Origin of the sequence: Neptuniibacter sp. QD48_11, assembly GCF_047778095.1 — a bacterium.
Classification (GTDB): domain Bacteria; phylum Pseudomonadota; class Gammaproteobacteria; order Pseudomonadales; family Balneatricaceae; genus Neptuniibacter.
In genome coordinates, this window is sequence record NZ_CP180551.1 from 2,968,276 (window position 1) to 2,984,053 (window position 15,778).

Consider the following 15,778-nt stretch of genomic DNA (forward strand, 5'->3'; position numbering starts at 1 on the left):
CTACTTGTAGCCTCTGCTTTCTCAGCAGGTTTTGCCTTGCCTGAGCGGCGCTCATTACGCTCTCAATCCAATTTTTACGCTATCCTCTAGAATTGCCCATATACTCGGGAACCTCACTATGACTCAGCACCTCTCTCCAACAATTGAATTGGCCAAAGACCTAATCAGCCGCCGCTCTGTAACACCTGAAGACGCAGGCTGTCAGGATCTCATGATTGAACGCTTAGAGGCCCTAGGCTTCAAAATTGAGCGCCTTCAATTTGAAGAGGTATCTAACTTCTGGGCTCGCCGTGGCGATTCAGGTCCAGTTTTCTGCTTTGCAGGTCATACTGACGTTGTTCCTTCTGGCCCTGAAGAGCGCTGGGAGTTTCCACCATTCGAAGCGCATATCGAACAAGGCATGCTTTGCGGTCGTGGCGCAGCAGATATGAAAGGCAGTCTAGCGGCATTCATTACCGCGCTAGAGCGCTTTGTAGAACACCATCCAGATCACGATGGCTCTATCGCTCTACTGATCACCAGTGACGAAGAAGGCCCATGGGTGAATGGTACGACTCGTGTAGTTGACCACCTTGAAGCACGTAACGAAAAGATCACTTGGTGTATCGTTGGCGAACCTTCAAGTACTGAGCACGTAGGCGATGTGATTAAAAACGGTCGTCGAGGCTCTCTTGGCGGCGCACTGACTGTTCGCGGTGTTCAAGGTCACGTTGCTTACCCACACCTAGTAAAAAATCCAATTCACATGGCTGCACCTGCATTAGCAGAGCTAGCGGCTGAAGTTTGGGATGAAGGTAACGATTTCTTCCCACCAACAAGCTTCCAGATCTCTAATATCAATGGCGGTACAGGCGTAACTAACGTTGTACCAGGTCATGTGGATATCATGTTCAACTTCCGCTTCTCTACAGAAGTAACTGCGGATGAACTAAAAACCCGTGTTCGCGACATCCTAGACAAGCACAATCTAGAGTGGGATATCGACTGGACGCTTTCTGGCAACCCATTCCTAACCGCTGAAGGCGATTTAGTAGAAGCATGCCAGCAATCGATTAAAGCGATTACAGGTCAGGACACTGAGCTATCCACGTCTGGTGGTACTTCTGATGGCCGCTTTATCGCACCAACAGGCGCACAAGTGGTTGAGCTTGGCCCAATCAATGCGACTATCCACAAAGTGAACGAGCGCATCAGCTGCAAAGATCTAGATACCCTATCTGATCTTTACGAGAACGTTATGGCTCGCCTGCTGGTTAAGGACTAGTAATGCAACTCACTTGCCCTGTTTGTAAATCCTTGCTGGAACAGCAGGGCAAAAATATACGCTGCGGAAACAATCACAGTTTCGACGCAGCGCGTCAGGGCTATTGGAATCTATTACTGGCCCACAAAAAGCGCTCAAAAGATCCGGGCGATAATACAGAGATGGTACAAGCCCGCCGTCAGTTTTTAGATGGCGGCCACTACCAAGCACTCTCCGGCCAGATCAATCAGCTTGCTTTAGACGAAATAAAAGGCACAGAGAACGCTCGCATTCTAGATATGGGCTGCGGTGAAGGTTATTACACAGACCGTCTCCACCAGCACCTGTTAGCCAACGGCCAATCTGTGGAGCTCACCGGCTTAGACATCTCCAAACATGCGGTAAAAGCTGCTTGCGCTCGAACTAAAGAGATTCAATGGTTAGTTGCTTCCGGTGCTGATACACCAGTGCCGGATCAATCACTGGATCTTCAACTTGTGCTCTTTAGCCGCTTAATGCCAGAAGCACTGGCGAAACCAATGAAAGCCGGTAGTAGCTTAATTGTTGCTTGGCCGGGTGCCGATCATCTGATCGAACTACGCAAACTGATCTACAGCGAGATTAGAGAGAGCCACTTCAATCCGGTTGATACGCTAAAAGAGCAGTTTGAGCTATCTAAACAAGTAACAGTGAACTACCAATTTTCACTCAATAGCTCAGAGCAGATCAGCACTTTATTGGCGATGACCCCGCACGGCCAGCGTCTCAAAGCTGAAGCACAACAAAAAATCATCGACCAAGAACAGCTAGATCTCACCCTAGATGTTAATTTGGGCGTATTTACCCGCTTATGAAGCAAACCCTGAAACGCTGGCTAAAACATAGAGCCGACAACCCTCGCCAAAATTTAGTAATCTTTGGCATCGGCTTTGTCGCCTTCTTTGTCGGCGTACTTATCCTAGGCGCTGCCGAATTTGCATTGAAAAGCTCAGTAGCTCAAGAGATTCTTGCCCTGATTGGCTTGATCATCATAGTGGCAGGGATCATACTGGCGGCCATAGGTTATCTTAGCCTCAGCGTACTACGTATCATCCGTTTTATTAGCGACGACAAAAATGACTGACACCCGACACCCTGATATAGAAATCTACGTAAAGAATCGCTCTTTTGATTCAATCACTAATTGGCTTCAGTCACATGCCGACCAAATGGATATCATCTCCTCTAAAGGCAATATCCACGAGCTGAGCCTGCGCTTCGGTGATCACTCCGTACCCGTCATGATCCACGAAAAAGTGGCTGGCAAAGCATGGGCTAGCGTATGGCTTAAATCGGATAAGAGCCCATGGGCTCAAGACCTAGACTGCGCACACGCAGCGTCCTCAGAGATGGATACACAAGTGCGAAGCATTGCTGGCGGCTGGAACGATGGTGATGATCCAGATGAATACTGGAAGGTAGAAGCGGGCGAAGCAGAAAAGATTCAGTGGCGTACTTAAGCGCCTAAATTAGAAATAAAATTAAGCTGCCGTACGGATCTGTGAACGGGAGCTTTCAATCTCATCGATCATCAATTGACCGGTCGACATCAACGCAACCTTAGCGTACTCATCCGACGATAACTGCTGCTGACGTGGCGTATTGCTATGGCTATGCAGATAGCCATTCACATAGGCAAAATCACCCACTAAACCGTCATGTACCGCCATATTCAGTCGCTCTACAACCTGACCATCATGTAACTCATTTGGATCAGGGTATTTGGACTGGGTTTCCGGTAAACGAAACTCTGCATCCGACGCAGCAGGCACAGCATCTGGCTTCATCAACTGCTGGTTAGAATGAATCAAACTCAGCAGCATAGAGAACTGCGCACCACTACCACTCTGAACCGCTTGGCTCAGATTGGAGGTATAGCCCTCTATTCGAGTTTGAATCTGTTCTGTACGCATAAAGCCTATCTACAACCGGAAGTAACAATCTAGTGTTGAAACTAGTGACGACTGTATCGGCAAAACGCTAAACTTCTTTACTGAAAATCACAGAAAAATTAGAGAAAAACCACCATGGGAAGATGGCGCCCCCCTCAACCTCGAAGCTCTAAATACATTACAGCCGAAGGCTATAAAGAGCTGAACGACGAACTGAAATATCTTTGGAAGGTAAAACGTCCTGAAATTACCCAATCGGTAAAGGAAGCTGCCGCTCAAGGAGACCGTTCCGAGAACGCAGAATACATCTACGGTAAAAAGCAGCTACGAGAGATCGACCGCCGCGTTCGCTACCTCTCCAAACGCTTAGAAGATATGGTTGTGGTAGACCGCGCTCCAGCCCCGGATAAACGCGATACCGTATTTTTCGGCGCTTGGGTTACGCTGTTAGATGAAGAGGATGAAGAGAAACGCCACCGCATCGTCGGTCCCGATGAGATCGGCGCTGGCTCTGATTACATCTCTATGGATTCCCCCCTTGCAAAGTTATTGCTGAAAAAGCAGCTTGGCGAAGAGGTTTGTTTACAGAAACCGGATGGCAGCGAAGTTTGGTACGAAATCACTAAGATCGAGTACGCTTAATCTTGATCTAAAGCCTAAAGCGATTTAGCCCACTCACCGCGCGTGATTTTAAACAATACATGTTCGTACAGTGAGCTTTCCGATGGTACAGCAGGATGGTTGAAGTTTTCCCCTGTGTCACACAGCCCCAAACGCGTCATTACCGCCTGAGAACGTAAGTTAGGCACCGCCGTAAACGACACCACCTCATCAAGCTCCAACTCGACAAATGCAAATTCCAAGGCTTTCTGCGCAGCCTCAGTCGCGTAGCCCTTACCCCAAAACGCTTTACTCAACCGCCAACCCACCTCAACACAAGGCGTAAAAGGTAGCTCTATCAGAGGGCTATTCAAACCAACAAAGCCAATAAACTGCCCAGAAGCCTTCTCCTCAACAGCCCATAAACCCCAACCATTCACATCGATACGACGCTGCAGTTCAGTCGCCAATGCATCACTCTCCTCACGAGAAAGCGTACTTGGGAAATATTCCATCACCTCAGAGTCGGCATTGATCTGCTCAAAGAATGGCTTGGAATCGGAGTCTCGCCAAGAGCGCAGGGTAAGTCGTTCGGTAGATAATGTATGAATCATCGTTACATTGAGGTTTAAAAAGCTTAGAAAAGCATGAATTAACTCGGAACTGTCCCGATAATAGATACCGCTAGAATGCATCCAGCGCCGTTACGAAAAGTTAAACTACTTATTAATTTATGTTCGAATTTAAAGCACCTTCCCAACTTGTGAAACCGGCAACATAAAATACAACGAAGCTGAACAGAATTGGTAATATGTAATTAGTCACAGCAGGTGTTAATAATAGAAACCTTAAAGCCCCTAGAGTAAGAGGGACTGCCAATTGGCTATATCGTATGTGTAATGAGTGATTACTTATTTGCTGCCCAAGATGTTCGTGATCACAGCCTTCTTGAAAATTTAACTTCCATCCATTTTTCTTTAGACTATAGAAATTTCCAGAATTACCTAAGTATTCATTCGAGCAGTAACCTTCAGCTATTTGATGAAGCTTTGGATTTACATACCGTTGTATTTCTCTTTCCCAAGTTTTGATAAACGAATCTCTTTCATCCTCTAAGAAATAAACAGCAAAACGATATAAAAAATAAATCCAAACAATCCATAGAAAGACAAAGAAAATTTGAGGATTGTTAAACCCTGAGAAATTAATACCCGCCACTGTCAAATTTGAAATTTGTACTTTTGCTAGGCATGAAAAGAGCAATATTCCGTTTACGATGTATAAGTTTCTTCTTTGTCTAATAAAGCTCTCTGTCATTCCTACTCCAATTTCAACTAACGCTTTATAAATATTGACTGTACAGGAAGCCCTCTGCACAACAGAGCCCTAAGCGCTTAATATGTGAGTAACAAGTAAAAAAGGCAAGAAAACTAACGAGATAGAAAGTCATAGCCGTGTTTTTTTATTAACAGAAGAATAGCTGAAGTATGTCAGACAACGGGTTTCAAGCAGAAATAACTCCAACACCAACGCTTTTTCTCTAGGCGAAGCCGTCCTCTAGCCACGTAGTGGCGTCCTAAAAGGCGAAGCCGATCTCTAGCCGCGAAGCGGCGTCCTAAACAGATTGAGACTTAAATTTCTGCTTCGCTTTATACATATCTTGGTCAGCTATACGTAAGAGCTCTTCAGCTGCACCTGCATCATCTGGAAAACAACTGATTCCAATACTGACACTGATTTTATGATTGGGTAATTGCTCTACAGAGAATGATTTTTCTATAGTTTGATGAATCTTACTTACAATGAGCTTAGCTTCTTCCAATGAGTTTGTGTCGACCAGTGCAGCAAACTCATCACCGCCAATCCGAGCAACGATATCTGTTTTTCTTAAACAAGAGATCAGGATTCTAGCTAACTCAATTAAGACCTTATCTCCAACCTCATGCCCAAAATTATCATTTATAGGCTTGAAGCTATTAAGATCGATATACAGTACCGCTATCTTTTTCAACTGACGCTCAGCGCGAATTAGAGCACTCTCTAATTTTGAATAGAATAGCCTTCTATTTGGCAGCTTAGTAAGGGGATCCTCATAAGCTTTTGCCAGCAACTCCTGAGCAACCTGAGTATGATCTTCTGGGTTTTGAAAAACCAAGACAAATCGATCAGCTAGTTTAGATTGAGCAGCAACCTTATGAAGCGAAGCAAAATAAGTACTATTTTTGTTGTCACAGAGCTCCCCGCTCCAATATTGATTAGTTCCTAAGCACTCTTCAAGGCTGCACTTGCCACCTGCTGCATCAAAAAAATAATCAAATACGGAACCCTCCGGCCTCTCATCTAAATCAAACGCCCTTTGAGCCGCTGAATTTGCAGCTAGAACTTCAGACTGAGCATTTAGAATAAAACAGGGGTTATTGGTCACCTCGAAGAATACCGAAGCTATTTGACGATTCTGCTCGGCCTGACTTTCAAAGGTAACGTTAGTGCCAATACCCAAAACCCCATTTACTTCACCGCTTTCATTTACCAATGGCAGCTTATGCATGTCCAGTAATCGACGCCTACCATCCTCATAGGTAACCCATTCATCATCCCTGTGAGCCTCTCCGGTCTTCAAAACCTGAGCATCTATACCCCGAACATAGCCTGCAGACTCCTTGGACATAAGATCTGCATCTGTTTTTCCCAAGATTTCGTTCGAGGGCTTATTAATAAACTCTTCAAAACTGCGGTTCACTACCTGGTATACACCCTTATCATCTTTGGCGAAGATAAAGTCCGGGAGCGTATTTATTATGTTCTTAAGCAGAGTTCGTTCTTTTTTTAAGAGAGCACGTTCTGCTTCCAATTTTTGGGTCGCATTCACTAGCTCAGTTATATCTCGGGCCACAACAGCCACACCCAAGCCTTGCGTTAAAGGACCACTATAAACGGAGTGTTTGCTATGAATATGAAGGAGATTGCCCTCAGGGTCTGGTCTAGAAAATTGAAATTCAAAGGATTCCCCTGCCAACGTTCTATCTAATGCGGGCTTCAAAAAACCGTTAAATACTTCGTCACCATGAAGATCCCTAACGTGAGTGCCTATAATCTCAGAAGCAGGCTGCTGAAACATAAGCTCATAGCCACGACTAACCGCACGATAGATATAGTGTTTATCAACTATAGAAACCGGATCATTAATATAGCTAAGAATCGATCCATCGATATCATTCAAGCTTGATGAGTGGGGCTTAGGATCAGTACCCATATGAAATATGGCCTATAGCAACTTACAAAATGAATATAACTGTATTTTTAGTTGTACCCTCAATAAATAAGGGTTACAAGATATAGTCCGCTTAAAGCCACGAAGGAAGGTGCTAACTGCTTTTATCTTGGTACATTTTGCTATCAGCCTGCTCCAGCCAATACTCAATCGCCTGATTACCAGCAAGCATCACACTACCAATACTGACACTTAGCTGATTTTCCTTAAGCCCCTGGCTAATTCGCTCAGCGATTTTATCTAAGTCAGCCTGCGACTCTGCGGCAGCGAGCACTACAAACTCATCACCAGACATACGCGCAGAGATATCATTTTCTCTGATAGCGCCTCGGATAGCTTCTGCAAGGTGTTTAAGCGCCTGATCGCCCGAACTATGACCCTGTTGATCATTTATCCCTTTAAGATCATCAAGATCCAAATAGAGCAAACCTAGAGCCATCCCTGTGCGTTTAGCAAGTACCGAGTAATGCGTTGCTACAGACATAAAGCCACGACGGTTATAAAGCCCTGTAAGCTCATCTGTCATTGCTAAGTTGGAAATCTCTTCATACTGAGAAAGGAGACGCAGATCAGCCTCGATCAGATCTCTAAACTCACTCACCAGATCTATGTATTCAGCGCGGTAATCTGTGGATTCAAAATCCATGACACAGATGGTTCCAAACGGCTCGCCTGATGGCCACTGCACCGGCAAACCTAGGTAGGAGCTAAAACCATCATTAGCAACTTCAGGGTTGGTATCCCAAGCAGAATCCTCTTGGGCATTTTTGACATATAGTTCATGCCCTTCCTGCACGACTTTTTTACAAAAAATGTTGGTATCCGGCGTAATCTCTACCCCAGCAGGGTATGGATTCGATTCCTGATCACTGGCAATCACTACCTGATAGCCTTTTGGGCGATACTGGACAATAAAGCCCGCAGGCGCTTGAAAGATTCGCGCCATCACATCCACTGTTTTCTGCCACTTATCCAATGGCACCAGATCATCCTTTTCCTCGATTACCCACTGGTCGGGATGCAACATAAAACCCTCTAGAGAAACAACTGTATAGAAACCACTCACTAACTTTAGCAGTTATTCAAGAAATAGAGTCCGAGCTGGATCAATAGTTCAGTAAATTTAGGATCGCCAATGATAGAGATTAACAAAGCAACCTCTAGGCGCAGCCGTCCTCTAGCAGCGCAGCTGCGTCCTCTAGCCACGAAGTAACGTCCTAAACGGCGAAGTCGTGCTGAATTTCAGGCATAAAAAAACCAGCTCAAGGCTGGATTCTTAAAGTGGTGGGTCGTATAGGATTCGAACCTATGACCAATTGGTTAAAAGCCAACTGCTCTACCGACTGAGCTAACGACCCACATAAAATTGCGAAAGAATTTCGCTAAAGAAGTTTAAGAGTGGTGGGTCGTATAGGATTCGAACCTATGACCAATTGGTTAAAAGCCAACTGCTCTACCGACTGAGCTAACGACCCAACTCTTAAGATGGCTCCCTGAGCTGGACTCGAACCAGCGACCAATAGATTAACAGTCTACTGCTCTACCAACTGAGCTATCAGGGAACTGCTGTTCCAGTAAATGGCGGAGGGATAGGGATTCGAACCCTAGGGCCCTCTCGGACCGCTGGTTTTCAAGACCAGTGCTTTCGACCACTCAGCCATCCCTCCGCAGGAACGGCGCGTATATTATCGCAATGAGTTTTTGTGTCAACTAATTACGTACTGTTTTTGCAAAAAAACTGATTATTTTTCAAAGTTTTTTCAGTTTCTGGAAATTCGACTAAAGATTAACCAGAAACGATTAAAAAACAACCGGATAAACACGCCTCACCGGATTTCTACAAACTACATATTTGGATAATTTGGTCCGCCCATACCTTCTGGGACCACCCACTTAATATTTTGGGCCGGATCTTTAATATCGCAGGTCTTACAGTGTAGACAATTTTGCGAGTTTATTTGGAATCTTTGTCCCTGTTCATCCTCAACCACTTCATACACTCCCGCAGGACAATATCGCTGCGCAGGTTCAGCATAAGTCGATAGGTTTGAACCTAAAGGAATACTTTCATCCCTTAACTGAAGATGGCACGGCTGATCCTCTTCATGGTTGGTATTTGAGAGGAACACTGAACTGAGCTTATCAAAGCTGATTTCACCATCCGGTTTTGGATAGCTAATTTCTTTACACTCAGAGGCAGGTTTTAATTGCGCATAGTCAGCATGAGTATCATGCAGCGTCAATGGAATTTTGCCGCCAAAGATATTCTGGTCGATGTAGTTAAAGGCACCACCTAACAACGGACCAAACTTATGCATGGCAGGGCCAAAGTTACGTGAGCGGAATAATTCGTCATACAACCAAGAGGATTCAAACTTCTGTGCATAACAGCTCAGCTCTTTACCACCCTCGCCCGACTGAGTGAGCTCATCGAAAATTGCTTCTGCAGCCAGCATGCCCGACTTCATTGCAGTATGCGTACCCTTAATCTTCGAGAAGTTAAGCGTACCGGCATTACAACCTGCAATGATGCCACCCGGGAAGGTCATTTTAGGCAGGGCATTAAAGCCGCCTTTCGTGATCGCCCTAGCACCATAGGAGACGCGCTTACCGCCCTCTAGGTACTGTTTCAAAACTGGATGATGTTTCATGCGCTGAAACTCATCAAACGGGCTTAAATATGGATTGGAGTAGTTCAGATCGATAATCAAGCCAACAACCACTTGATTACCCTCGGTGTGATAGAGGAAGAAACCGCCACTCGCGCCATCACTCAATGGCCAGCCTGAACCATGCACAACTAAACCAGGCTTATGCTTATCAGGATCAATATCCCACAGTTCTTTTATACCCAAGCCATAATGTTGAGCATCGGCGTCTGCTGCCAGATCAAAGCGCTCGATAAGCTCTTTACCTAAATGCCCACGACAGCCTTCTGAGAACACCGTGTATTTAGCATGCAGCTCCATACCCGGCATATAACTATCTTTCTGCTCACCAGACTCAGTTAGACCCATATCCCCCGTCGCTACACCCTTAACGCTACCATCTTCATGGTAAAGAACTTCAGCTGCAGCAAAACCAGGGAAGATTTCCACACCAAGCTGCTCAGCCTGCTCTGCCAACCAACGACATAAGTTACCCAAGCTAACAATATAGTTACCATTATTATGCATCGTTTTAGGAACCAGCATGTTCGGCACTTGGGTGGCTTTTTCCTCATCTTTGAGCATATAGATCTGATCTTCGGTCACCGGCGTATTTAACGGCGCCCCCTGCTCTTTCCAATCAGGAAACAGCTCATCTAGAGCGCGAGATTCAATGACTGCGCCCGATAATATATGCGCCCCAACTTCAGAGCCTTTTTCTACCACACAAACCGTTAGTTCTTTTTCCGCTTCTTGAGCTTGCTGCATCAAACGGCAGGCTGTGGATAATCCAGCAGGACCTGCTCCAACAATGACTACATCAAACTCCATTGATTCACGCGCCATATCACTCATAACTCACCTCTCTCACCTATATGGCGTCTACTTAAAACTGCTCTTCAGAAAGCTGCATCACCGCATCACCACCCGCCATGACTGCGCTCAACAGACCTGACGTACGTGGTAGCAACTGCTCTACATAAAAGCGCGTCGATACAATTTTGCTTTCTAAAAATGGTTGATCGCTTTCAGGATCATTTAGCTTAGCTTGGGCAATACTGGCTGATTTAACCGATAACCAACCACCACATAGATAACCAAGCAACATCATAAAGCTGACGCTGGCTGAACCCGCTGCGGCTTGATCTTTACTCGCGGTTTCCAATACCCACTTTTTAGCGTCTTCTGCGTGGGCAAGGGCATCTCGGGTAGCGCTAACCATATCTTGCAGTTCAGGTTCGGATATCTGATCAAGATCGCTAGCAATTTCGCTCAGTAGATCAGTGAGTGCAGCACCACTATCTACCAAGGTTTTTCGACCGATCAGGTCTAAAGCCTGAATACCGGTAGTACCTTCATAAATCGTCAGAATACGCGCATCGCGATAATGCTGCGCAGCGCCTGTTTCTTCGATAAAGCCCATACCACCGTGCACTTGTACTGCAAGATAGGTCATCTCTTGGGCTAACTCTGTCACCCAACCTTTAACAATCGGCGTGAGAAGATCCGTTCGTGCCTGATGTTTAGCTCGCTGTTCACTGTCCTGAGCATTCTGACAAAGGTCACTTTCGGCGCGAGCAACGTAAGTTAATGCACGCATTGCTTGAATACCTGATTTCATCTGCAACAACATGCGACGTACATCAGGGTGCTTCATAATGGTGACACGAGAGCCATCTCTTAATGTGCCTTGCACTCGCTCTTTGGCATATTCCAACGCCTGTTGATAAGCACGTTCAGAAATTGCTAAACCTTGCAGGCCCACACCTTGGCGTGCATCGTTCATCATAGTGAACATGCATGCGAGGCCATTATTTTCCTCACCTACCAAGTAACCAATTGCACCATCGTTATCACCAAAACTCATCACACAGGTAGGACTGCCGTGGATACCGAGCTTGTGCTCAAGAGCAACTGCCGATGCATCGTTGCGCTGATCAGTCATTTGGCCATTTTCATCCAACAGGAATTTTGGCACGACAAATAGAGAGATCCCTTTTACACCGGCCGGAGCATCAGGCAAACGCGCTAATACCAGATGAACGATATTCTCAGTCATCTGATGATCACCCCAGGTGATAAAGATCTTTTGGCCAGTAATTCGGTAGTGATCACCTTCTGGTACAGCACGCGCTTTCAGCGCGGCCAAGTCGGTACCTGCATCAGGTTCTGTCAGGTTCATGGTGCCCGTCCACTCACCGCTGATCAGCCTAGGAAGGTAGTGCTGCTGTAGCTGTTCACTGCCATGTGTTTCCAACGCTTCGATAGCGCCCTGAGTCAGCAGAGGACATAAAGCCCAAGCCAAGTTGGAGGACTGCCACACTTCGTTAACCGCAACAGAGAGTGCGTTAGGCAGGCCCTGACCACCGAATTCAGGATTAGCCGCAAGCGATGGCCAGCCACCCTCACAAAACTGTTGGTAAGCATCAGAAAAACCCGGTGTTTCCTGTACTTGGTTATCAACTAATTTTGCACCTTGCTGATCACCAACAACATTTAGAGGAGCAAGCTGTTCCGTGCCTAGTTTAGAAGCCTCATCTAAAACCGCTTCAGCCAAGCCTTCAGCAAATTCTTCTAGACCTGCTGAATGACAAATCTGTTCTAACCCCACCAGCTCATTCAAGACAAAAACACCATCTTGATACGGGTATCGATAATCGCTCATTGTATAACTTGCTCCGTCTTAACCTGCTTACCGCTTAGGTCGGCTCAGGCTTTTTATTGTAATAACTCGACGTTAATTCACATTGGGAAATGCTATTAACATAATCGTTCCAGCGCCCAGATCCAGCAATAACAATTCACACCTCAATGACTAACAAAAACGTTCTAGAAACAAAAAAGGCCCTATAATTAGGGCCAATTTATAGCATTAAGAATCAGCTAATTGCTGGCAATAGCTATCACTACGCCGATATTCCCCTGGAGTCATACCTGTCCATTTTTTGAATGACCTAAAGAACGCGGAGGGCTCTTCAAATCCCATCAGACCCGCAACATCATTGATCGATAACTGCGGGGAATTCATATAGTTAAGCGCAGCTAGCTTGCGACACTCGTCCTTTATCTTTTGATAGGAAGTATCTTCTTCCAGCAATCTACGCCGCAGTGTCGATACTGACATATGCAGTCGATACGCTACTTCTTCAGCACTTGGCAGATCCTGACTAAAGTCCTTACCAATCAAAGCCACCACTTGGGACTTCAAACTGGTGTCATCATCCACCATTACGATCAGCTGATAAGGAGCAGTTTTTAAGAAACTACGCAAAGTCTCAGGGGTTTGAACAATCGGAAAATCCAAATAACGCGCAGGAAAAACGATGGCATTATCATGCTGATCAAATTTAACTTCTGACTGAAAAAGGGTTTTGTATTGCGCCACATCGTCTGGCTCAGCAAAGGAAAAATAGGCTGCTTTCAGCTCTAATCTTTTGCCAATTAGCCAACATAAAAAATGCTGCCACATCGATAGCGAAGTTCGAATACGCCCTGGTATTTCGTCTTTTAAAATCTCTTCCATAGAGACTTCAGCCGCGTCCGTTGTGGTAAACGAAACCTTGGCAAAACGGCCTTTGCGCACCAGATAAGGTTTAACTTTTGTGCCGCGACAGATCTCATGAAAATCACTGGCACGATAGATCGCTTTCTCTAGCGTTGTACAGTGGATTAAGCAATGACACATCATGCGGAAGGTTCCATTTGGCACCTTACCGCCACTCAACATTCCGAAATATTCGTCTTGAGCGATGTAATAAATGCGCTGATAGAGCAAACCAAACTTATCCGCTGGAAATTCAGTCTGATTACCAATTTCGGCCGGATCGATACCGACATGGGTCAACAGCTGTTCAACGCTGAAGCCTTGCTCTTCAACTAATTGCAATAAGTGACGGACGTACCCAGCGGGTACGGTAATTTTACGCTCCATGACTCTCTAACCTATTTTGTTCTTATTTTTTGATGAAACGCACTTCCCTTTCTTATTCATGAACTATTATGTTAATAATTTCAAGCTAACGAACTATTTTGTTAATAACTTTGCCCTCAATTGTTATTGAGAGATTTTCTTAACCCAGTGAACATGGATAGCGTTAAAGACTCTGTAACTACTCTGTAGAGCCCGTTTTATGAACCTACCGAGTAGCCGCAATGGATTTAGATAGAAAACACAATTTGCGCCTTAAAAAAATAACAACGCTAGGTGAACGAAATGGCAACAAAAAACCGGATTTTGCGTCGCAGCAAAAAACCATCCTCGGTGTTTACACGCCAACTACTGCCGTTACTAATTGGTAGTGCAGTAGGCATAAATCAGGCTCAAGCAATTGAATTTAATCTGGGTGATATTGAAGGTCGCTTTGACTCTCAGATCTCAATGGGTGCGAGCTGGCGTATGGATGACGCATCTTCAAAGCTAATTTCGCAAGGAAATGGTGGTACTAGCCTTGGCTCAGGTAGTTACGATGACGGTAACCAGAACTTTGATAAAGGTGAAACCTTCTCTCAAATCGTGAAAGGTGTACACGACCTTGAACTACGCTATGAAAATATGGGCGTTTTTACCCGGGCTAAATACTGGTACGACGCTGAACTGGAATCCGGTTCCAGAAACCATGGCCACTCGCCTAACCTTTATGATCCCGGCGAAGAATTAGACGATTCTGGATTTAATGATTATGCCAAATTTGGAGGTTTCGAAGTATTAGATGCCTACTGGTACGGCGCATTTGATTTAGGTGAAAAACCACTCGATGTACGTATTGGTCGACAAGTTGTTAACTGGGGTGAAAGTACATTTATTCAGGGCGGTTTAAACGCTATCAACCCATTTGATGTCAACGCCTTCCGTCGCCCTGGCGCAGAAGTTAAAGAAGGCCTACTTCCGGTAAATATGGCCTTTGCTTCACTAGGACTTACCGACAATTTAAGCATTGAAGGTTTCTATCAACTTAAATGGGAACCAACAGCGATCGACGGTTGTGGTACCTATTTCTCCAACAATGACTTCGTTGGAGAGGGTTGCGACGGCATCCGAGTACAAGGCGATAGCTTAGCTGCGTTAGGTGTTAACGTTTCTGACCAAGCATATTTCAATACCCTGAATGCCGCAGGCGCTTGGGCAGCAACAGGTATAGACCCGGTCGTTTACCGAAATGCAAATGGCAGAAGAGAAGCTGATGACGATGGTCAGTTTGGTTTCTCGCTAAGGTACTTTGCTGAAGAACTAAACAATACTGAATTTGGTTTCTATGCAGCTAAATATCATAGCCGCCTTCCTGTAACTAGTGGTGTAAATACTACGGTTGCCCCTGCCGATATCGCTTTCATTGGCGCAGCAGCTGCTGTTGTATCTGCATTTGACTCCGAATATTTCATTGAATATCCAGAAGATATAGAAATGCTCGGTTTAAGTTTTAATACAAATATTGGTGATATTGCTTGGTCTGGTGAAATCAGCCATAAAAGGGATGTCCCGATGCAGATTAACGGCCCCCTATTGGTAGGTGCGATTCTTGCGCAAAATATTGGTGGTGTTGGTAATACCGCAGCCGACAACCTTATAAGCTCTGCCGGTCTTGGGGGGGAAATTTCAGGTTATAGTGAATTTGATGTAACCCAAGTTCAAACTAGCTTTGTAAAATTCTACGATCAAGTGCTTGGTGCAAGCCGTTTAACCATGGTAGGTGAATTAGCTTGGACTCACGTTCATGACCTTGATGAAGGTGCTAATGCCTTGAAGTATGGCCGTAATGGCGCATATGGTTATGCTGCTGGTGATACTGAAGGCTTCGTAACCCAAGACTCTTACGGCTACGTATTGCGAGCTAACCTAAACTATCCAAACGCTTTTGCCGGTGTAAACCTAACCCCACAAATCAGCTTCAAACACGGTTTAGAAGGTTATGGTCCACAACCAGGTGCAGGGTTTAATGAAGATGAGAAAACCTTAGGTCTAAGCCTGACCGCTGATTACCTAAATAAGTATCAGGTTCAGCTTTCTTATACTGACTTCTTCGGTGGAGATTTTAACTCTATAGAAGATCGTGATTTCCTATCAATTAGCGCATCCGTTTCTTTCTAA

At 45.2% G+C, this 15,778-nt stretch carries 14 protein-coding genes and 4 tRNA genes; 6 read left to right on the top strand and 12 right to left on the bottom strand.

What is annotated here, in order from left to right:
* Positions 1–118 precede the first annotated feature (118 nt).
* Genes dapE through ACMXYU_RS13880 form a run of 4 tightly spaced genes read left to right on the top strand, consistent with a single transcriptional unit; the run spans position 119 to position 2,742 of the window.
* Positions 119–1,264: a succinyl-diaminopimelate desuccinylase gene (dapE, locus tag ACMXYU_RS13865; RefSeq protein WP_415885714.1), complete on the top strand. Its 1,146-nt coding sequence runs from the start codon at positions 119–121 to the stop codon at positions 1,262–1,264.
* Positions 1,265–1,266: 2 nt separating this feature from the next.
* Positions 1,267–2,097, top strand: a complete 831-nt coding sequence (locus ACMXYU_RS13870; RefSeq protein ID WP_415899143.1) for a putative RNA methyltransferase — start codon at positions 1,267–1,269, stop codon at positions 2,095–2,097.
* Entirely contained in the window at positions 2,094–2,366 is a 273-nt protein-coding gene (locus ACMXYU_RS13875; protein WP_415882345.1) for a hypothetical protein, read from the top strand. The genes ACMXYU_RS13870 and ACMXYU_RS13875 overlap by 4 nt, the downstream gene beginning before the upstream one ends.
* A complete protein-coding gene (locus ACMXYU_RS13880) occupies positions 2,359–2,742 on the top strand; it encodes a hypothetical protein (RefSeq protein WP_415896929.1) in 384 nt (127 codons plus the stop codon). Before ACMXYU_RS13875 ends, ACMXYU_RS13880 begins: the two co-directional genes overlap by 8 nt.
* Positions 2,743–2,763: 21 nt before the next feature.
* On the opposite strand, the gene ACMXYU_RS13885 is transcribed toward ACMXYU_RS13880, so the two are convergent.
* Positions 2,764–3,195 carry a hypothetical protein gene (locus tag ACMXYU_RS13885; protein ID WP_415882347.1) on the bottom strand — a complete coding sequence of 144 codons (432 nt, stop codon included), beginning with the start codon at positions 3,193–3,195 and terminating at the stop codon, positions 2,764–2,766.
* 114 nt (positions 3,196–3,309) lie between these two features.
* Here ACMXYU_RS13885 and greB point away from each other — a divergent pair, with 114 nt between their 5' ends.
* Positions 3,310–3,816 carry a transcription elongation factor GreB gene (gene greB / locus ACMXYU_RS13890; RefSeq protein WP_415896931.1) on the top strand — a complete coding sequence of 169 codons (507 nt, stop codon included), beginning with the start codon at positions 3,310–3,312 and terminating at the stop codon, positions 3,814–3,816.
* A gap of 14 nt (positions 3,817–3,830) precedes the next feature.
* Here greB and ACMXYU_RS13895 read toward each other — a convergent pair whose 3' ends face one another.
* The 11 genes from ACMXYU_RS13895 to ACMXYU_RS13945 form a co-directional block, all read right to left on the bottom strand.
* Positions 3,831–4,388, bottom strand: coding sequence for a GNAT family N-acetyltransferase (locus ACMXYU_RS13895; RefSeq protein WP_415899144.1), 558 nt, complete (start codon positions 4,386–4,388; stop codon positions 3,831–3,833).
* Positions 4,389–4,500: 112 nt separating this feature from the next.
* Entirely contained in the window at positions 4,501–5,151 is a 651-nt protein-coding gene (locus ACMXYU_RS13900) for a hypothetical protein (protein ID WP_415899145.1), read from the bottom strand.
* A 238-nt stretch (positions 5,152–5,389) separates the two neighbouring features.
* Positions 5,390–7,027 (bottom strand): sensor domain-containing diguanylate cyclase, encoded by a 1,638-nt coding sequence (locus ACMXYU_RS13905; RefSeq protein WP_415899146.1) that lies wholly within the window; start codon positions 7,025–7,027, stop codon positions 5,390–5,392.
* Positions 7,028–7,139: 112 nt separating this feature from the next.
* Positions 7,140–8,072 carry a diguanylate cyclase gene (locus ACMXYU_RS13910; RefSeq protein ID WP_415899147.1) on the bottom strand — a complete coding sequence of 311 codons (933 nt, stop codon included), beginning with the start codon at positions 8,070–8,072 and terminating at the stop codon, positions 7,140–7,142.
* A 255-nt stretch (positions 8,073–8,327) separates the two neighbouring features.
* Positions 8,328–8,403, bottom strand: a tRNA-Lys gene (locus ACMXYU_RS13915).
* 41 nt (positions 8,404–8,444) lie between these two features.
* Positions 8,445–8,520, bottom strand: a tRNA-Lys gene (locus ACMXYU_RS13920).
* 11 nt (positions 8,521–8,531) lie between these two features.
* Positions 8,532–8,607: transfer RNA gene (locus ACMXYU_RS13925), tRNA-Asn, on the bottom strand.
* 17 nt (positions 8,608–8,624) lie between these two features.
* Positions 8,625–8,712: transfer RNA gene (locus ACMXYU_RS13930), tRNA-Ser, on the bottom strand.
* A 177-nt stretch (positions 8,713–8,889) separates the two neighbouring features.
* Positions 8,890–10,539 (bottom strand): electron transfer flavoprotein-ubiquinone oxidoreductase, encoded by a 1,650-nt coding sequence (locus tag ACMXYU_RS13935; RefSeq protein ID WP_415901129.1) that lies wholly within the window; start codon positions 10,537–10,539, stop codon positions 8,890–8,892.
* A 40-nt stretch (positions 10,540–10,579) separates the two neighbouring features.
* Positions 10,580–12,358, bottom strand: coding sequence for an acyl-CoA dehydrogenase (locus ACMXYU_RS13940; protein ID WP_415899148.1), 1,779 nt, complete (start codon positions 12,356–12,358; stop codon positions 10,580–10,582).
* Positions 12,359–12,565: 207 nt separating this feature from the next.
* Positions 12,566–13,624: an AraC family transcriptional regulator gene (locus ACMXYU_RS13945; protein ID WP_415882356.1), complete on the bottom strand. Its 1,059-nt coding sequence runs from the start codon at positions 13,622–13,624 to the stop codon at positions 12,566–12,568.
* Between the two features lie 282 nt (positions 13,625–13,906).
* Here ACMXYU_RS13945 and ACMXYU_RS13950 point away from each other — a divergent pair, with 282 nt between their 5' ends.
* A complete protein-coding gene (locus tag ACMXYU_RS13950) occupies positions 13,907–15,778 on the top strand; it encodes a DUF1302 domain-containing protein (RefSeq protein ID WP_415899149.1) in 1,872 nt (623 codons plus the stop codon).